Source organism: Clostridium oceanicum, from assembly GCF_039521385.1.
GTDB classification, from domain to species: domain Bacteria; phylum Bacillota; class Clostridia; order Clostridiales; family Clostridiaceae; genus Clostridium_F; species Clostridium_F oceanicum.
The window spans coordinates 277686-294141 of sequence record NZ_BAAACG010000010.1 but is presented as its reverse complement, the minus strand read 5'-3'; the positions used below and the strand labels follow the sequence as shown (position 1 = coordinate 294141).

The 16456-nt window shown below is 26.4% G+C and carries 24 protein-coding genes and 3 pseudogenes; 23 read left to right on the top strand and 4 right to left on the bottom strand.

Annotated elements, in window-relative coordinates; genetic code table 11:
* Positions 1-7 precede the first annotated feature (7 nt).
* The 5 genes from ABDZ71_RS11825 (at position 8) to ABDZ71_RS11805 (ending at position 3332) form a co-directional block, all read left to right on the top strand.
* Positions 8-739 (top strand): ABC transporter ATP-binding protein, encoded by a 732-nt coding sequence (locus tag ABDZ71_RS11825; RefSeq protein WP_343761825.1) that lies wholly within the window; start codon positions 8-10, stop codon positions 737-739.
* The gene (locus tag ABDZ71_RS11820; RefSeq protein WP_343762434.1) at positions 726-1469 is read left to right on the top strand and encodes an ABC transporter permease; all 744 of its coding nucleotides are present in this window, start codon (positions 726-728) and stop codon (positions 1467-1469) included. Before ABDZ71_RS11825 ends, ABDZ71_RS11820 begins: the two co-directional genes overlap by 14 nt.
* Positions 1470-1747: 278 nt before the next feature.
* Positions 1748-1978 carry a helix-turn-helix transcriptional regulator gene (locus ABDZ71_RS11815; protein WP_343761823.1) on the top strand — a complete coding sequence of 77 codons (231 nt, stop codon included), beginning with the start codon at positions 1748-1750 and terminating at the stop codon, positions 1976-1978.
* Positions 1971-2594 (top strand): hypothetical protein, encoded by a 624-nt coding sequence (locus ABDZ71_RS11810; protein ID WP_343761822.1) that lies wholly within the window; start codon positions 1971-1973, stop codon positions 2592-2594. Before ABDZ71_RS11815 ends, ABDZ71_RS11810 begins: the two co-directional genes overlap by 8 nt.
* A 537-nt stretch (positions 2595-3131) precedes the next feature.
* Entirely contained in the window at positions 3132-3332 is a 201-nt protein-coding gene (locus tag ABDZ71_RS11805; protein WP_343761820.1) for a hypothetical protein, read from the top strand.
* A gap of 335 nt (positions 3333-3667) precedes the next feature.
* Here the strand turns inward: ABDZ71_RS11805 and ABDZ71_RS11800 are convergent, their stop codons facing one another.
* Positions 3668-3997 carry a bacteriocin immunity family protein gene (locus ABDZ71_RS11800; RefSeq protein WP_343761818.1) on the bottom strand — a complete coding sequence of 110 codons (330 nt, stop codon included), beginning with the start codon at positions 3995-3997 and terminating at the stop codon, positions 3668-3670.
* A 260-nt stretch (positions 3998-4257) separates the two neighbouring features.
* Positions 4258-5508 carry a hypothetical protein gene (locus tag ABDZ71_RS11795; protein WP_343761816.1) on the bottom strand — a complete coding sequence of 417 codons (1251 nt, stop codon included), beginning with the start codon at positions 5506-5508 and terminating at the stop codon, positions 4258-4260.
* A 450-nt stretch (positions 5509-5958) separates the two neighbouring features.
* On the opposite strand from ABDZ71_RS11795, the gene ABDZ71_RS11790 reads away from it, so the two are divergent.
* From ABDZ71_RS11790 to ABDZ71_RS11775, 4 genes are all read left to right on the top strand, one after another.
* The gene (locus ABDZ71_RS11790) at positions 5959-6576 is read left to right on the top strand and encodes a nucleotidyltransferase domain-containing protein (RefSeq protein WP_343761815.1); all 618 of its coding nucleotides are present in this window, start codon (positions 5959-5961) and stop codon (positions 6574-6576) included.
* A 281-nt stretch (positions 6577-6857) separates the two neighbouring features.
* Entirely contained in the window at positions 6858-7205 is a 348-nt protein-coding gene (locus tag ABDZ71_RS11785) for a TIGR04076 family protein (protein ID WP_343761813.1), read from the top strand.
* Between the two features lie 307 nt (positions 7206-7512).
* Entirely contained in the window at positions 7513-8037 is a 525-nt protein-coding gene (locus ABDZ71_RS11780) for a GNAT family N-acetyltransferase (RefSeq protein ID WP_343761812.1), read from the top strand.
* Positions 8038-8298: 261 nt separating this feature from the next.
* Positions 8299-8730, top strand: a complete 432-nt coding sequence (locus ABDZ71_RS11775) for a GNAT family N-acetyltransferase (RefSeq protein ID WP_343761810.1) — start codon at positions 8299-8301, stop codon at positions 8728-8730.
* A gap of 193 nt (positions 8731-8923) precedes the next feature.
* Here ABDZ71_RS11775 and ABDZ71_RS11770 read toward each other — a convergent pair whose 3' ends face one another.
* On the bottom strand, positions 8924-9577 hold the full coding sequence (locus ABDZ71_RS11770) for a pentapeptide repeat-containing protein (protein ID WP_343761809.1): 654 nt from the start codon (positions 9575-9577) through the stop codon (positions 8924-8926).
* Between the two features lie 297 nt (positions 9578-9874).
* On the opposite strand from ABDZ71_RS11770, the gene ABDZ71_RS11765 reads away from it, so the two are divergent.
* The 4 genes and pseudogenes from ABDZ71_RS11765 to ABDZ71_RS11750 all read left to right on the top strand — a co-directional run bounded on the left by ABDZ71_RS11765 (position 9875) and on the right by ABDZ71_RS11750 (position 12224).
* Positions 9875-10237, top strand: a complete 363-nt coding sequence (locus ABDZ71_RS11765; protein WP_343761808.1) for a hypothetical protein — start codon at positions 9875-9877, stop codon at positions 10235-10237.
* Positions 10238-10450: 213 nt separating this feature from the next.
* Positions 10451-10576 (top strand): annotated as a pseudogene (locus tag ABDZ71_RS11760) (YvrJ family protein); the annotation flags it as partial.
* Between the two features lie 304 nt (positions 10577-10880).
* Positions 10881-11342: a GNAT family N-acetyltransferase gene (locus tag ABDZ71_RS11755; protein ID WP_343761806.1), complete on the top strand. Its 462-nt coding sequence runs from the start codon at positions 10881-10883 to the stop codon at positions 11340-11342.
* 414 nt (positions 11343-11756) lie between these two features.
* A complete protein-coding gene (locus ABDZ71_RS11750; protein ID WP_343761804.1) occupies positions 11757-12224 on the top strand; it encodes a YdcF family protein in 468 nt (155 codons plus the stop codon).
* Positions 12225-12250: 26 nt separating this feature from the next.
* Here ABDZ71_RS11750 and ABDZ71_RS11745 read toward each other — a convergent pair whose 3' ends face one another.
* Positions 12251-13009, bottom strand: coding sequence for a DUF6608 family protein (locus tag ABDZ71_RS11745; RefSeq protein ID WP_343761803.1), 759 nt, complete (start codon positions 13007-13009; stop codon positions 12251-12253).
* Between the two features lie 106 nt (positions 13010-13115).
* On the opposite strand from ABDZ71_RS11745, the pseudogene ABDZ71_RS19930 reads away from it, so the two are divergent.
* From ABDZ71_RS19930 to ABDZ71_RS11710, 10 genes and pseudogenes are all read left to right on the top strand, one after another.
* Positions 13116-13214: pseudogene (locus ABDZ71_RS19930) on the top strand (RHS repeat-associated core domain-containing protein); the annotation flags it as partial.
* 223 nt (positions 13215-13437) lie between these two features.
* Positions 13438-13659 (top strand): polymorphic toxin-type HINT domain-containing protein, encoded by a 222-nt coding sequence (locus ABDZ71_RS19925; protein ID WP_425544716.1) that lies wholly within the window; start codon positions 13438-13440, stop codon positions 13657-13659.
* A 47-nt stretch (positions 13660-13706) separates the two neighbouring features.
* Positions 13707-14036: a hypothetical protein gene (locus tag ABDZ71_RS11740; RefSeq protein ID WP_343761801.1), complete on the top strand. Its 330-nt coding sequence runs from the start codon at positions 13707-13709 to the stop codon at positions 14034-14036.
* Positions 14037-14183: 147 nt separating this feature from the next.
* Positions 14184-14405, top strand: a complete 222-nt coding sequence (locus ABDZ71_RS11735) for a CDI toxin immunity protein (RefSeq protein ID WP_425544715.1) — start codon at positions 14184-14186, stop codon at positions 14403-14405.
* Positions 14406-14480: 75 nt separating this feature from the next.
* Positions 14481-14750, top strand: a complete 270-nt coding sequence (locus ABDZ71_RS11730) for a hypothetical protein (RefSeq protein WP_343761798.1) — start codon at positions 14481-14483, stop codon at positions 14748-14750.
* 187 nt (positions 14751-14937) lie between these two features.
* A pseudogene (locus tag ABDZ71_RS19915) lies at positions 14938-15234 on the top strand (polymorphic toxin-type HINT domain-containing protein); the annotation flags it as partial.
* On the top strand, positions 15221-15349 hold the full coding sequence (locus tag ABDZ71_RS11725) for a hypothetical protein (RefSeq protein WP_343761796.1): 129 nt from the start codon (positions 15221-15223) through the stop codon (positions 15347-15349). The pseudogene ABDZ71_RS19915 and the gene ABDZ71_RS11725, both read left to right, overlap by 14 nt.
* 209 nt (positions 15350-15558) lie before the next feature.
* Entirely contained in the window at positions 15559-15897 is a 339-nt protein-coding gene (locus tag ABDZ71_RS11720) for a hypothetical protein (RefSeq protein ID WP_343761794.1), read from the top strand.
* Between the two features lie 45 nt (positions 15898-15942).
* Positions 15943-16158 carry a barstar family protein gene (locus tag ABDZ71_RS11715; protein WP_343761793.1) on the top strand — a complete coding sequence of 72 codons (216 nt, stop codon included), beginning with the start codon at positions 15943-15945 and terminating at the stop codon, positions 16156-16158.
* 80 nt (positions 16159-16238) lie between these two features.
* Positions 16239-16451 (top strand): hypothetical protein, encoded by a 213-nt coding sequence (locus ABDZ71_RS11710; protein ID WP_343761792.1) that lies wholly within the window; start codon positions 16239-16241, stop codon positions 16449-16451.
* Positions 16452-16456 lie beyond the last annotated feature (5 nt).

Here is a 16456-nt window from a genome sequence, read left to right as displayed (position 1 = left end):
ATAACACATGGAAGTAATAGAAGTTCATAATCTTTATAAATCTTATGAGGATGTTAAAGTGCTTAAAGATGTTAGTTTAAGGGTGAAAAAAGGTGAGGTGTTTGGACTTCTTGGAGCTAATGGAGCAGGGAAGAGTACTACTATAGAGTGTATTTTAGGTACAAAGAATTTTGATGGTGGTAAGGTATCTATCTTAGGTATGAATCCTCAAAAAGAAAGAAAAGAGCTATTTCAGAAAGTTGGGGTTCAGTTTCAAGAATCTAATTATCAAGATAAGATTACAGTGAAAGAGTTGTGTGAAATAACTGAAGCTTTTTATAAAAACCCATTAGATTTCAATAAATTATTAAAGCAATTTGATCTTCAAGATAAGGTTAAAAATCTAGTAAGTGAATTATCGGGAGGTGAAAAACAACGCCTATTTGTTATCCTAGCGTTAATTCCTAACCCAGAGGTAGTATTCTTAGACGAGCTTACAACAGGGTTAGATGTAAAGGCTAGAAGAGATGTGTGGAAGTGTTTATTAAACTTAAAAAAGAAGGGACTTACAATTTTTTTAACATCCCATTTTATGGATGAGGTTGAAGTTTTGTGCGATAAAATATGTATTTTAAAAAATGGAGTAATAGGTTTTTGTGGAACAGTTGAAGAAGCAGTGGAACTGAGTCCCTATGAAAAATTTGAGGATGCTTATTTATGGCTTGTAGATGAGGAGGACTTGGATGATGAAAGCATTTAAAGCAATGTTAAAAACTGAATTAAAGTTATCACTAAGAGGAATGGATATGTTTATTTTTGCAATCTGTATGCCAGTGATTATAACTGTTATATTAGGTATTATTTATGGAAACAAACCTGCATTTTCTGGAGCAAATTTTACATTCATGGAACAATCCTTTGCAGGGGTATCAACTATTGCAATATGTGCAGGTGGTGTCATGGGTTTACCATTAGTATTGTCTGAGTACCGTCACAGAAAGATATTAAAAAGATTTAGAGTTACACCAGTTAGCCCATCTATGATTCTAGTAGTTCAAGGAGTAATCTATGCTTTATATTCAGTCGTTTCATTAATACTTGTTTATTTAACAGCAAAAATATTTTTCAAGTTTCAATTTAGAGGTTCATGGATAAACTTTTTAGGAGCATATATATTAGTAATGATATCAATGTTTAGCATTGGATTTATGGTAGGGGGAATAGCGAAAAATATTAAAATGGCAAGTGTTATTGCAAGTATTCTATACTTTCCTATGCTTATATTTTCAGGAGCAACATTACCATATGAGGCTATGCCAACATCCCTTCAAAAAGTAGCAGATATCTTACCTTTAACTCAGGGAATAAAGCTTTTAAAAAGTACATCCCTTAATTTAAGCATAGATAATGCAATACTACCAATTTTAGTTGTAAGTATACTTGCTGTTATATGTATTTGTATATCAATTAAGTTTTTTAGGTGGGAATAGTTTGGAAGTATATTTGTTTTTATCAGAATTTATTAAATATATTGTAATTATTGTTATAATGGGGATTTAGTTCAGATGGAAAGTTAGCTTATTTAATTAAAATAAAGTGTTGATGATTAAAGTAAGAATTAGAAAAAAGAACCCTATAAATTAGATGTTAAAAATCTATTTTATAGGGTTTTATCTTGGATTAAAAATAAAAATGTTGGATATATACAATAAAATGTTGTATATATACAACATTTAATGTATTATATATATTATAAAGGAGGAATATTGTGGGAAGAAGAAAAAAGGTTTTTAATACAAAGATAAAAGTATTGAGAAGTGAGCGTGATATTACACAAGAGGATTTAGCTATTGATTTAGGAGTTAATAGAAGTACAATATCAGAAATTGAGAGAGGAACTTTTAATCCCTCATTGAAGCTTGCTTTTTCAATTGCTAACTATTTTGATGAAAAAGTGGATAATGTTTTTGAAATGTTGGAGGTAGATAACGATGAATAATATACAAAAGATTTCTTTTCAGCTACATTTACTATTGACTGTATTGCTTATGTGTGCTTATATTGTTTGGCTGGTTATTGGTAAAGATGAATTAGAAGAAAAAGCTCAAAGCTATGCTTTAAAATATTCCAATTTATTAACGGTTATATTTTTAATATCATATGCATTATATAAATCAGTAACAGGAAATATTGAATTTACACCTCATATAATATTGATTGTTATTAATATTCTTTCTGTGCTGTATTTATTATTTTACTTTCTTTATATAAAAGGCATTATAATATCTTTTAAAGTTAAAAATACTAAGATTTTGGATGTAATATGTAATTTGGTTACAGTTGTAACGGTGATTTCGATTATTACACAATTTTTAAAGGTGAAAATTTTTGAGATTTCTTCTAGTTTTATTAGATTAGATACTTTAGTGCTTATTATAAATTTTATTTTTATTTCATTAATAATTGGTATGTATCCAAATAAGAAATTAAGTAGAGAAGAATATAAAGAAAGACAAGCGAGTGCTAGTAAGTTTACAAAAATATTTGCTATAGTTTATGGAGTACTTATGCTATGTTTAATAGGGTATGGTGTATATAAAGTTTATACAAAATAATATAAAATAAAGTTTAATATTAATTTAAAGTGTAACTTTGGAATTTTAAGTTTATAATAAAATTACGTCCTGTTTTGATTTGTACATTTTAGTAGTAATTTATTAGGGTATTTCAATCTTAATAGTTTATATTACTGATAATAAAGTGCCAAAAATTAGACAGTTGAGATTGATGTAAAATGAAAAAGTGTCAGAGATTAAACAGCTATGCTTGATATGAAACGAAAAAGTGTTAGAGATTAAACAGTCCTGATTCATATGAAATGGATAAATGGCAAAAATTCAATAGTCTTTATTAGTGTAAGATGAAAAAATGTCAGAAATCAAACAGTGCTGCTTGGCGTAAAATGAAAAAGTGTCAAAGATTAAACAGCTGAGTTTGATATAAAATGAAAGATGTCAAAAATTAAATAGCCGTGATTGATGTAAAATGAGAAAATGTCAAAGATCAAACAGTGCTGATTGATAAGAAACTAAAAAATGTCAGAAATTAAACAGTAATCATTGATTTTAAATGAATATGAGGGGAGTAAGATTATGATTAATAATGAATCAATAGAAATGTTCTTTGCTAGCTTAGATGAAGAGTCATTAGAGGAACTTATTGAAATATATGAAACTGGTGATGAAAGTAAACTTAAAGAGTACTTGGATAAACTGCCAGGTGATATTCCTAAAGAGGAATTAATCAAAAATTTGGAAATGTTAAAAGAGATGAAAGATATGGGTGGATTTTAATAAGATAGCTTTAATACTAAATTCAAAGAATACATATGCTATTGCATTTTAAAAAATCCATGGAGTTTTACTAAATAGAGGGAAAATAGAAGTCTTAACCAATAAATACACTAGCTTTAGAAATGATTCTTAAGCTAGTGCATTTATGCTTTATAACCTACTTGCTTCACAGTTCTAGCAATTTTCAATTAATATAAAATATCTTGTTTATATATAGAATCAAAAACTAAAAATATATTTTATGAAATTATATTTTAAATCTTAGGTTGAAGCATTTACATAGGTTATAAAATATTCTTAACATGTGAAATACGTAATTTATCGAATTAGATATTTTATAAAGGCCTGCCTAAAACGGTAAATGTAGTAGCTATGCCACGGCCTAGCTCTCTTTCAAAGAATCCAGTATCAAAAATATCAAGATACAATTTACGAACTTCTTTGCTAAGGGTTTTTTTATACTTAACTTTACGAAGTGCTAGTAGTCTTAGATCTTCAGCTAAGTTCATTAATTGTCTCTGAAAGTCTTTTCCATTTTCAACTGCATTTTTAAATTCAACTAACATAGAACGTTCATCATCAAGAGTTTCTGGATTTAAAATTAAATCATAAACCCTTGCTAATAAAGCGTCTTCCATTTCTTTCCTTTTTTCTTTTTTATTCATAATTTAACACCTTCTATTTAAAAAAATATTTATCATGGGTAGAGTTTAGTCAACTGGTACCAATGATTTTTAAAGTATAGTCTAAGTTATGCTCTTTAAATCCATTCATATATATATGTGTAATTGTATTATATGATATGGTCATGGTTAAAGGAGCTAATATTTCTCCAATAGTAGTAGTAACTATTCTAACTAGTTATTTCTAATTTTTTTAAAGTAATCTAAATTTTTTACCACATAAACCTTGGGTTAGCTAGATTTTAATTTAACGTGGTAGAAATATCATTCTCTATTTTTGTTTTGCAAAATTTAGTTTTCATAAATGACTCAGAAAATAAATAAATTGCTATAAATATAGTTGAGAAAGAGTAGCGTCCTTGACCTTCTGTAACAAAATACACACATGTAAACATATAAAAACAAACTAAAATATATAGGTCATAAGCATTAATCTTATTTTTCTTAAACAAATCTTTAATTATATTTTTACTTTTTATGATTATGCCTATGATTGCAAATAAAAATACTATTATTTTTACTAAAGCTGTGTATGAAATTATTAGTATTTTAGCTATTTTGTTTAAGTTTGCTCCATTAAAGGTGAAGAGTACGTCATCTGGAATAAAGTATGTATTAGCTAATCTTTTAAACCCAAGTCCTATAAATTGAAGAGGGTGAGCTTGTATCCATTTTTTAGCTGAAGTCTTTAACATTTTATTTTTTTCTGTCATATTAGCTTTGATATATTCTTCTTTTAATACAACGGAGTTTTCAACGTCTTTAGCAGCCATCCATCTTCCAAATTTATTTTGAGAATTATTATTTATATAAAGTACTATTCCTCCATTGTTTGATACTGTTGTAAATTGACCAATTAATTTTGTGTTTCTGTATAACCAAGGTGAAATACATATTAAACTTACTAAAAGCACAGTAACTGTATGCTTTAATACATTTAAAAACTTTATTTTTAAACCCAATTCTACTATAAATATAGCAAAAAAGAAGAGGATGAAAAATGGTTTTACCATAGTATTGATCCCTACAAGTATGCCAATTAAAGGATATTTCAATTTAATATTGCTATAATATATAAGTGTTACTAGAAGGAATATAGTTGTAAATAATATTTCGCTTGCTAGTATGCTGTTATAGAATATGTTTTGAGGGAATAAAACAAACAATGTATAAATAATTTTTCTTCTTGTTTCATTTATATCTAATTTTTTGAGCAAACTATATAATAATTTATAATTTACTAGTGTTAAGGCTAGATTGAAGATCTTAGCCACAATCAAGCTACTTCCAAAAATCTTATATATAAATCCTAAAACAATAGGATATCCAACGGATGTATAAGTGTTTCCCCAGGTTCCTCCATTTGCAATTTGTTTTGCAAGTTCATTATAATATACAAAATCTGATAAAGGCTTAGTATTAATTAAAACTAGCCATAAAATGCAGCAAATAATCCCAAGGGTTGTTATTTTCTTATAGTAATTGTTTTTCATTTGTTCTTTAGTGAGAATAAATTTATTTTCAATTAAAACTCACTAAATTAACACCGCCTTTCTTTTAGTTTCCTTAAATTCCATTTTTTATTATATACTATTATTGTAAAATTGCATACTTTTTGTTTCTTTTATACTAAAATGAATAGGTTTACTTAGCTTCTCGGATCTAACTAATTCTTCTACTTATAGAAGTAAGAAAACTGTGAATTTTGTTTATTATATGATATTTGAATATTTAGGTTGAACTGTAACATAAGATATGTTTAAATATACTTGGAATTTTGATTTTTACAAGCATTAATGTGAGGATTATTTTAGTATTAATATGAAGAATGAATTAATTAAAATATATTTTTTACGTGAGGGAGGATTACAAATGTATATAGAACCATAAAAATTAATTTCTCTAAAATTTTAAATTAATAGAATTAAAGGAGAGATTAGCTTATGGAAAAAAGTATACTTGAAAATGTAAAGAACTATTTAAAAAAACAGTATAATTGCCATTCAATAATATTATATGGATCTTTCTCTAATGGGACTTATACCGATGAAAGCGATATAGATGTTATATGTTTTTGTGATAATACCCTTCAAAAAAATGATACTACTGTAATTAATGGAAGACAACTTGATGCATGGATATATGACACAAATATGATGACAAAGCCAAAGGAACTGCTTCATATTAATGGTGGCAAAATTCTTTTAGATGAAAAAGACTTATGTACTAGATTATTAGAAAATATAGATGAATATTTTAATAAAGGTGCCGAAAAGCTTACTATAGAGGATATCAATTTTAGAAAAAGTTGGTTAAAGAAAATGTTAAATAGGGCAAAGAAGGGTGATGTTGAAGGTAACTTTAGATATCATTGGATGCTAGTAGATAGTTTGGAAATGTATTTTGGGATAAAAGGTTTGTGGTATTTAGGTCCTAAAAAATCTTTGAATTGGCTTAAAGAGAATGATACAGGTGCTTATAAATTATTTGAGGATGCCCTAAGTATTGATTCATCATTGGAAAAAGCGGAGAAGTTGATAGATTTTATTGTTAATTTATAATATGTGTAAAAGGAAATTAAGGGTTTAAGTACACTAAAGGATATAATCAGTATCTCAATCTAATAGTTAGCTAGACTATTAATTTTTTTGCAATTTTTAGGTGGGGAAATTTCTTTCCTTTTTCCGGGGAATTTTTATTGACAATAACAATTATGCATAATTACTGGAATTATAATCCATAAATTATGTATAATAAGAATATAAAGTATTGAACAATCGGATTATTATGCTAGTGAATTGTTTATTAAACTGCTCTATAAATTAGAATTTGGAGGTTGATTATGAAAAAATGGTATGATGAGGAGTACAAATTTGAAATTGAGGTAACTGGATTTCTTCGCAGTGACCATACAGAGAGGTACTGCCGAAACGGTGAGGAAGTGGGGGATAAGTATACCTGTACATATGGTTGTCCCACAAATTCCAATGGACAGGGTATCTGTTCTAAGGTCATGATGATTATGTTCCCAATTATGGAGGCAGTCAGAAGTGGTGGAGATTTAGAAAACGTTGGTGGCAATGATAAATATAGTAAAGATATTGTATGTCCAGATGGTTGCGTCATGTTTAGGCTAACGGCAAAGAAACTTGGCAATGAGAATTTTTATAAGGGGAAGTTTTTTGATTAGTTTTAATTTTTATTGTGTTTAGTTTGAAAATAACTTAAATATATAAATTTCAATTTACCAATTAGAATTTAAGAGTATTCTTAAACTATTAGGATTAAAAAGTAAGGTGGACAAATTAATTTGTCCACTTTTATATGTTCTATTGTGAACACTGGTTATGTCATAACTAGAGAAGAATTAACAGTAAAAGATAACTTTCTACGTTTTATTGTAAAGGTTGGTTTAAAACAGAGCTATATTTAAATAGTTGACCAGAATTGTAAAACACCTGGTAATAAAGATAATTTGTATAATTGGAGGGGGAAAAATGAATAGATTGAAATTAGTTTTACCAACACCAAAATATAAAGAAAAAATTATGGATTACAAAAGAGAATTTATTGAAAACGGAGATAGCATGGATGGTACTGCAGGTTTAAGAGATGCTGAAACTTTTGAAGAATGGTATAGTGCATTTTGCTATAATCTAAAGGAAGAAACTGTAAGAGCGGGGTTAGTTCCTGCCACTACATATATGGCTATTTCCACTAATGATGGTGGTTTAATTGGTATGATTGATATTAGACATCATTTAAATGAATATTTACTAAAGTTTGGTGGACATATAGGCTATAGCATTAGAAAATCAGAAAGACAAAAAGGATACGCCACTGAAATGTTAGGATTGTCTTTAAAGGAATGCGCCAAACTTAATATTAGAAAAGTTTTGATTACCTGTGACAAAAATAATGTTGCATCTGCAAAGACTATAATAAATAATAATGGGAAATTGGAAAATGAAATAGCAGAGGGGAAAGGAATTACACAAAGATATTGGATAACTTTAGATTGATTTTATAAGCATAATTTAAAAATAGGATTAATTTGTGGTTTTTTTAGATTATTAAGAGAATACTCTTATTTCAAAAATTCAGTGATATTATATTTGAGTGATTTTATATTTTAAAATATTAGTTTGGATTTATATGGTATAATATTGATGGCTAAGATGGCTAAGATGGCTAAGATGGCTAAGATGGCTAAGATGGCTAAGATGGCTAAGATGGCTAAGATGGCTAAGATATGACTTATATAAGATCAGGGGGAGTTTATCGTGATTACATTAGAAAAATTTGATAGTAGTAAACTAGAAACTGCTGCAGAATATATTCAAAAAGTATATTCAAATCCTACTTGGGGTGAAAAGTGGACTTTAGAAAGAGCTAAAAAGAGAGTGAAATATATTACTTCAAATTTGACTTCCTTAGCATATACGATAAAAAAGGAAGAGGATATTGTAGGGTTTATGTTTGGAAAATTAGACATAATAGGGGAAGATGATATTTTTTATCTTGATGAACTATTTATTAACCCTTCTTTTCAAAGAAAAGGCTATGGACTTCAGGCTTTAAATAAGCTTGAAACAGAACTAAAAGCTAGAAATATTAATAAAATTGAATTACATACAATTGATGATGACGTTAAGTTTTACAATAAGTGTGGCTACACAAAATCTCCTTATATACATTTTGAAAAGAAGTTGTAATCATTAGAGTTATTAATATAGTTTTTGATATTATAGTTAATACATAATCTCTTATTTAAATGAATAATTAAAAAAGAACAGTATATAAACCACCGTATTATTTAAAGTTTAATTTTACAGTGGTTTTGTGTGATAGTATAAAAGTATTATAGATTAATAAAGATTAACATTTAGTTTTCAAAACCATTACTTACTATTTAACTATAAGACCTATAAGTTTTGAAAGTGAAACTGCCTGCATAGGTGAAACGATAGCACCATATAAATCTTCTAATTTTACAGCTAGTCCTTCAATTTGGGAAGTAGTAAAGTCAATTCCCTTTAGTTTTGTTCCAGACATTTCAGCTTGATTTAAATTAGAATGAAGAAAACCTATTTTATTAAAATCAGATTCTGTAAAATTAGCATTAAGAAGTAAACAATCCTTAAAATTCACCTGTTTACATCTTGAAAATGGAAAAGAAGCGTAACGGCCATTACAATTTTCAAATAATACATTTTGTAGAGTTGCTTCACCTAAATTAGTTCCAAGAATTTTACAATTTAACATTTCCACTCTATGAATAATAGCTCCATAAAAATCTGCATTAGACAAATCACAGTTTTCAAATTTAACATCGGTTAAATCAATATATTTAAAGGATACGTCCTTGAAAGTAACGTTTCTAAATATCATCTGTTCAAAATTCACATGTTCTGCAGTTTGATTTTCAATAGAACAGTCACAGATCACTTTTTCACATATAAAATCATCGTCTCTAATAAGATTATTGAAAGATTGAAGTTCATCTAAATTATTTGGTATTCTAGGTTGTGCTATTTTATATTTTGTTTTTTTATCTGCCATTGAATCATCTCCCTTTATTAACTAACGATGTTATTTTAATACTTTATATCAATATAATCAATAAGGTGGGTTTGTATATTTAGGATAATTGGAGTTATATGGTATACTTGTTAACAGTTAGTTTGAATTTGCTCTTATTTAATGTATCAAATTGTATAGGTATTTTTTAGCTAAAAGACAAATGATAATTTATGGAAAAGAATAAATAGATGGGGTGGTTTAGTGGATGAAAATATCAAATATTGGTTCAAGGGATTTGAAAATGGAATAGCGCATATTAAACAACAGGAAAGAGAATTGTTTTTTTGTGAATGTAGCAAGAACTGCGTAAATAGAGGTGTACTAAATTTATATAAAGATTTATATAAAAAAGTAAATGGAGATATGGATTCATTTTTTGAAGAAATGAATGGTATAGAAAATGTAAAGAGTGAAATAGTTGAACCAAGAAAGAAATATTACGTGTTTTTTAAAGAATGTACCTGTAGCTTGCATAACGAAGGCTATGTCAATAGTCCTTTTTTATGTGAGTGTTCTAGGCAGAGTATTATTTACGTTTTTAATTCGATTATTCCAAATAAGAATTTTGATGTAGAAATTTGTTCTACGATTTTACGTGGAGGAAATGAATGTAAAATGTCTATAACAATTAATGACTGAACCTTATAAATAAATTGTGTTAAATTACAAAATAGATTAAAAAAGCATATATATTATATGAATTAATAATTGTCAGTTAATAAATAACAATTGTAAATATAATTTAAAATTAACAATGGTGAATTAAGAATTACTGTTGAAATTCCAATGGAATTTCTTCAATCATTGTTATCTGTTATCTAATAATTGCCAATTAAATTGGGTGGTGGGAATATGTATGATGGTTTAATAAAGCTTATCAGCAATGTAGGATTCCCAGTAGCGGTTAGTGTTTATCTTTTAGTTAGAATTGAAAAAAAGCTTGATGATTTAATCAAAGCTTTTAATGATTTTAGCAAAAGGTCATAACCACTACGGAACACCAAAATAAAGGTCTTAAATTTTAGATTTAGGACCTTTATTTTTTGTAAGTAGTTTAGTTACTTTATATAGGTTATAGTAAAAAACCAGTGCACTAGCAGTTAGAAGAGATTCTAAAGCTAGTGCATTTATTATTTTTAAGTTTAATAATATGGTTAAAATGGAAATGTTTATATAGATTATTAATGAAATAGTATAAGAAATGTTATATAATTTTTATTATAGTTTAATAGATAGTTGTAAGAAAATGCGAAGCATACATTTTGGTAGGAGGGTAGGTTATATGAAAATTGTAAAATTGCAGAAAAATGAAATCAAAAATGCACTTGATTTAGTGTGGAGAGTTTTTCAAGAATTTGAAGCACCGGATTACTCAAAACAAGGCATTGAAGAGTTTAGAAAATTTATGTCATATAATTCTATTATTGAAAAAATTGATAAAGGAGAATTATACTTTTGGGGATGTATAGATACTGATGAATTAACAGGTGTAATTGCAACAAGAGGAACTAATCATATATGTATGCTGTTTGTAGATAAAAAGTATCATAGACGAGGTATAGCAAGAAATTTATTTGAAACAGTTAAAGATAGATGTGAAAGCCAGAAGGAGATTAGCAATATTACAGTAAATTCATCTCCATATGCAATAGAAGTTTATCATCATCTTGGTTTTGTTGATTCTGATAAAGAGCAAAATGTTAATGGTATTAGATTTACCCCTATGTCATATTTGTTAAAGTAAAGAAAAGATAATAATTATGTTTGAAGTTAAGTTATAATTTTCTTATTTTTATGTTTTTAAAGGTGACTATAAAGTTTTTGATAAAGAAATATTAAAAGGAATAGAAGTCATTAATAATATGGCTAAAATGGAAATATTTATATAGAGTATTAATGAAAAATTATAAGAAATGATATATATTTTTACTATAGTTTAATAGATAGTCGTAAATAACTGGGGGACATATATATATATAAATTATATGCAATGAATGGAGTAGAAAAGGAAATGGATATTAATATTTTTATTATTTTATTAAAGTATATGGCAATAAGTGTTTTTATTTTTATTATCATAATTTTTGTATTAATCAACTTATATCCACTTTTATTTTATAAGTCTCCTGTAACAAAATTGAAAAGGGATAAATTTGATGTGATAATTATCTTAGGATTTCCTGCATTACAGAACGGGAAGCCTTCTCCCATAATGAGAGAAAGAGTTATAAAAGCAGTTGAATTATTTAATAGGGGATGCGCTAATAACATCATATGTTCCGGTGGAGGGGTCTATAATAAATATATTGAAGCGGATGTTATGGTTGATTTTGCAGAATCATTAGGTATTCCAAATAGTTGTTTGATTAAAGAGGACAAATCAAGTAATACATATCAAAATATACAAAATTCAATAAAGATAATGAAAGATAAAAATTGGTCATCGGCAATGGTAGTAACTTCTCCTTGGCATTTGAGACGTTCTAACTATTTTTTATCAAAATTCAATATTACATATAAAATGGAGAAATCGGACTATCCAAAAGAATTCTCTTATATTTATATTGTTGCTATATATATGTGGGAAAATTATGTAATGACCAAAAATAAAATAAGAGGACACTAATACTATTATTCTAGTTGTTGTTAAGTTTATTTCTTATTATATTTTGCTTTGAAGATCATACTTGTAACTATTGTGAATATAACAATAACACAAAACATGATTAATAAATTAAAATAGAACTTAACACCACCAGTAGGAGTAGGTACAAAAAAGATAGTGAATATGCATATTCCAATAGTTATTGTAGTGAATAGTACATAGGTACATCTATATTTGTTTATTCTAAAGTTTTCAAAGATTGAAGATTTTAAATTACTATAATTACTTAATTTTTTTATAGAATGATTGAAATTTTTATAGTCTTTAATAACTTTTTTTCCTCTAATAGCAATCATTATTAATGAGATAATAGAAAATCTTATTGTTAAATGTATATAAGCAAACTTTCCTATTTTAGGGTTTGGGTCAATTCCAAAAACCATCATCAAGTTATTTATTATAGTTAATAACATAAATATTTCAAGAATATTAAACATGACACTTTCATCAGTATTGAAGCAATTTTTTATTTTTCTAAATGCAGAGTTACTGTTAGTTTTTGTGTTGATGATTATTTTTGATTTAGAATTATTTGATGAACCTCTTTGCTGCCTAGTTTCAAGGGTTGCTTTTTTACATATTAAATATATGACGTATATGCTATAAGGAACGGTAACACTTCTGAAAATATCAAAATATGCATTATCTGCAAGTTCAATAAAAAAGCTTGAAGTATAGACAAGTACAAATACTATCGCCATTATAGGAATATACCATAAAATAGTTTTTGAAATATTCTTATCCATTGTGATTCACCACCTTTTTTTATATTTAGATTATAATATCATAAAAATTAAAATATGGATACAGTTATATTAGCGAAGGAACAAGCAGTGAAAAAAGAATTAAATAAAAGATACAGTAGGAATAAAAAATCCATATAGATATAAAGGTTATAGATATGATACTGAAACAGGATTGTATTATTTAAATTTAAGACATTACAATCTATAAATAGGACGATTTGTAAATGAAGATGCATTAGCAGGAGATACATTAATTAACACAAAAGGGGGATTAATTCCTATAAAAGATATAACAGAAAAAGATGAAGTATATGCTTATAATGAAGATACAGGTAAAGTAGAACTTAAGGAAAGTAAAAAAGAACTTTTATAAGAGAAAGTAATGAGCTAATAAATGTATATCCAAATAATACTAAAATAAAAAAGCAATAGAGCATCCTTTTTATGTAGAAGGAAAAGGATTTGAAAAAGTAAGAGATTTAAGAATAGAAGATAAACTTAAAACCTCAGATAACAAGATAGAAACAGTAATAAAACTAGAATCAAATGTTTTAAATAAAAAAATAAAAGTATATAATTTTGAAGTAGAGGCGATGCATTATTATTTTGTTTCAAAAGATAAAGTGTTGTCTCATAATAATGTAGACTAAATGTATCTTTTGATGAAAAAACTACTTATAAATAAAGAGGTGAAAACATGTTTATTAGATCATTTGTATATGCAGATAGTAAGATAGAAGCTGAAAGTGTTTTTGAAGATATTGTAACTTACATAAAAAGTAATATAAAATCAAGGAAGTATATAAAAAATGAGCCTTATTGGAAATGTGATAAGATGTTTGTAGTAGAAGTAGAAATAGGCCTTAATAAATATTTAAACGAAGTAGAGATTAATGAGTTTTTGAAAAGCATTTCTAATAAGTGGTTAACATTTGGGAATCCAATAAACGAGATTGTTGTATCTGATGCTACTGAAGATTGTATACTAGAAAAAAATAATGTAAGTATGATTAATATATTTATTTAAAGAGTTCTAAGGAGAATATTATATTATGACATTGTATGAAGAATGTTTAGATGCATTGAAAGAAAATTACGAAATTGTAATAGGCAGTAATAAAAATAAAATTTTAAATGATTTCCACAGTAAATTTAAGTTAGCTATCCTACACAAATTGAAGAAGAATTAATAAAGAGAAATTTAAAATATGATATGAATATACATATTATATGGGACGAAGCAAATTTACCTATAATAAAAAGTAATTTATCTAATGTAATAGATGTTATTGATGATACTATAGCAGTAAGTTTTGATACATGGTTATTTTCAAGTAATGGGGAATTTGTAATAGAATTTTATCATGATGGACAAACTATAATAGGACTAAAGTAAGTTTAAACTATTTTATTTTAAAAATTAAATTAAGAGTTCCTATAAAGTAATAAGCTATTTAAGTAGGTGGAAAATATGCAGATTTCAACAATAATATATTTTTGTAATTGCTATTTAATAATGTTAGATTATGAGGAAGAGTTAAAAGATATAATATGTGATTTTAAGAGAAAAGAAATAGTTGAAAAAGTTATAATGTTAAAAAAAGAGTGTGGTGAAATATTGGGAATTAATGATAAAGAAAGAATTGAGCAAATGAATAGAATAATGGTTGAATGTTTAGATTTGGATATTGGAGTAGGTGAAATGAAGAACATATTAGAATATGTATATGAAAATGTATAGAATACTATGTATGATAAGGAAGTTAAGTGAAATAAGTAATTTTTTATAATATATTTATTAAAAAACGAACAAAATTAAGTGGTACCCATATTATTACAAGGATGTGAGGTACCATTTATATTTAGAAAATCAATGAGTTAATAAATGTATATCCAAATAATACTAAAATAAAAAAGCAACAGAGCATCCTTTTTATATAGAAGGAAAAGGATTTCAAAAAGTAAGAGATTTAAGAGTCAAAGATAAACTTAAAACTTCAAATAATAAGGTAGAGACAGTAACAAAATTAGAACCAAATATTTTTAATAAAAGAATAAAGGTATATAATTTTGAAGTAGAAGGTTTACATAATTATTTTGTATCAAAAGATAAAGTGTTGGTGCGCAATAATTATTTTGCTGTAGTTAAAAATACTAGTGGTCTTACACCAAGAGTATTAAATAAATATAAGAATCAAGTTGTTAGTGGAAATGATATATTTTAAAACTAAAGATGAGGCCATAGATTTTGTTAACAAGAAATTTCCTCATTTTATGGAAGAGATAGCAGGACAAAGAAGTGCTGAAAGTTGGCATTTTGATAGCCATCCTATTGGGTGAAGTTCTACTAGCATTGACCATATAATTATTTATAGTAAAAAACAAAAATTTAGAGTTCATATTACATGAGGTGATTAAATGGGAAAAATTATAGTAAGAAATAAGGTTACAAAAAAAGTTATATAACATCTAATTTTATAAGACTAACTGAAGATTATGGCTTTAATTCAATTGATGATTTCATTAAAAAATATAGTTTAATAAATATAATGAGGGAGTTATTTGAAGAAGAAATTGAATCAGAAGCATTAAAAGATACATTAATATATAAAAAGTATATAGAAATAGTTGATTATGGAAAAGAAAATAAATATTTTAAAATCATGTATAAATTGAATGATGAATTTTGTGTTTCTATAAAAGAACATATATATTTATACCATCTAGTGCCTATGATTGAAATAAATAATGATATGATTCTTCCTTGCAACTATGTAGATAGTAAGATGTATATTGGAGATACATGGTGGCAAGATGATGAAGAAATTTTAGGAGATTTAAAAAAGTTATCAATAATAGATTTTATTAAGAAATATAAGGCATATTAAAAATATTGATTTAAATGACTTATAAAATAGCAAGGAGGAATGAAGATGCAAATTGTAATCCTAGATGGTAAAGAAATGATAAATGAAATAAAAACTCATCAAATATTAAAAGAAAAGTTAGATTTACCATATTATTATGGAGAAAACTTTAGTGCTTTATGGGATTGTTTAACTGGATGGATTAGCTTACCCCTAACTATAATATGGAATGATTTTGAAGATAGTAAAAAGCAATTAGGTACTTTGCTGATGAACTTTTAGAATTATTTAAAGAAACGAAAGATGAATTAGAAGGCTTTGAAATCGAGATAAAATAAAAAGTAGGAAGGAGTGAGAATTTTATGGTGTATTGTCCATTTTGTGAAAATCAAGGAGTTATATATGAAGCAAAAATAAAATATACAAATAAATACATATATATTTGTGATGAGTGTGATACAGTGTGGATAGATAAAAATATAAATGAGGATAATTGCAAAAGCTTTGATGACATTATGAGCGAAATAGGGCGTAATAGCTTATGGTCTGAATTAAGTGAATTAGAAAGAATATAGAGGTC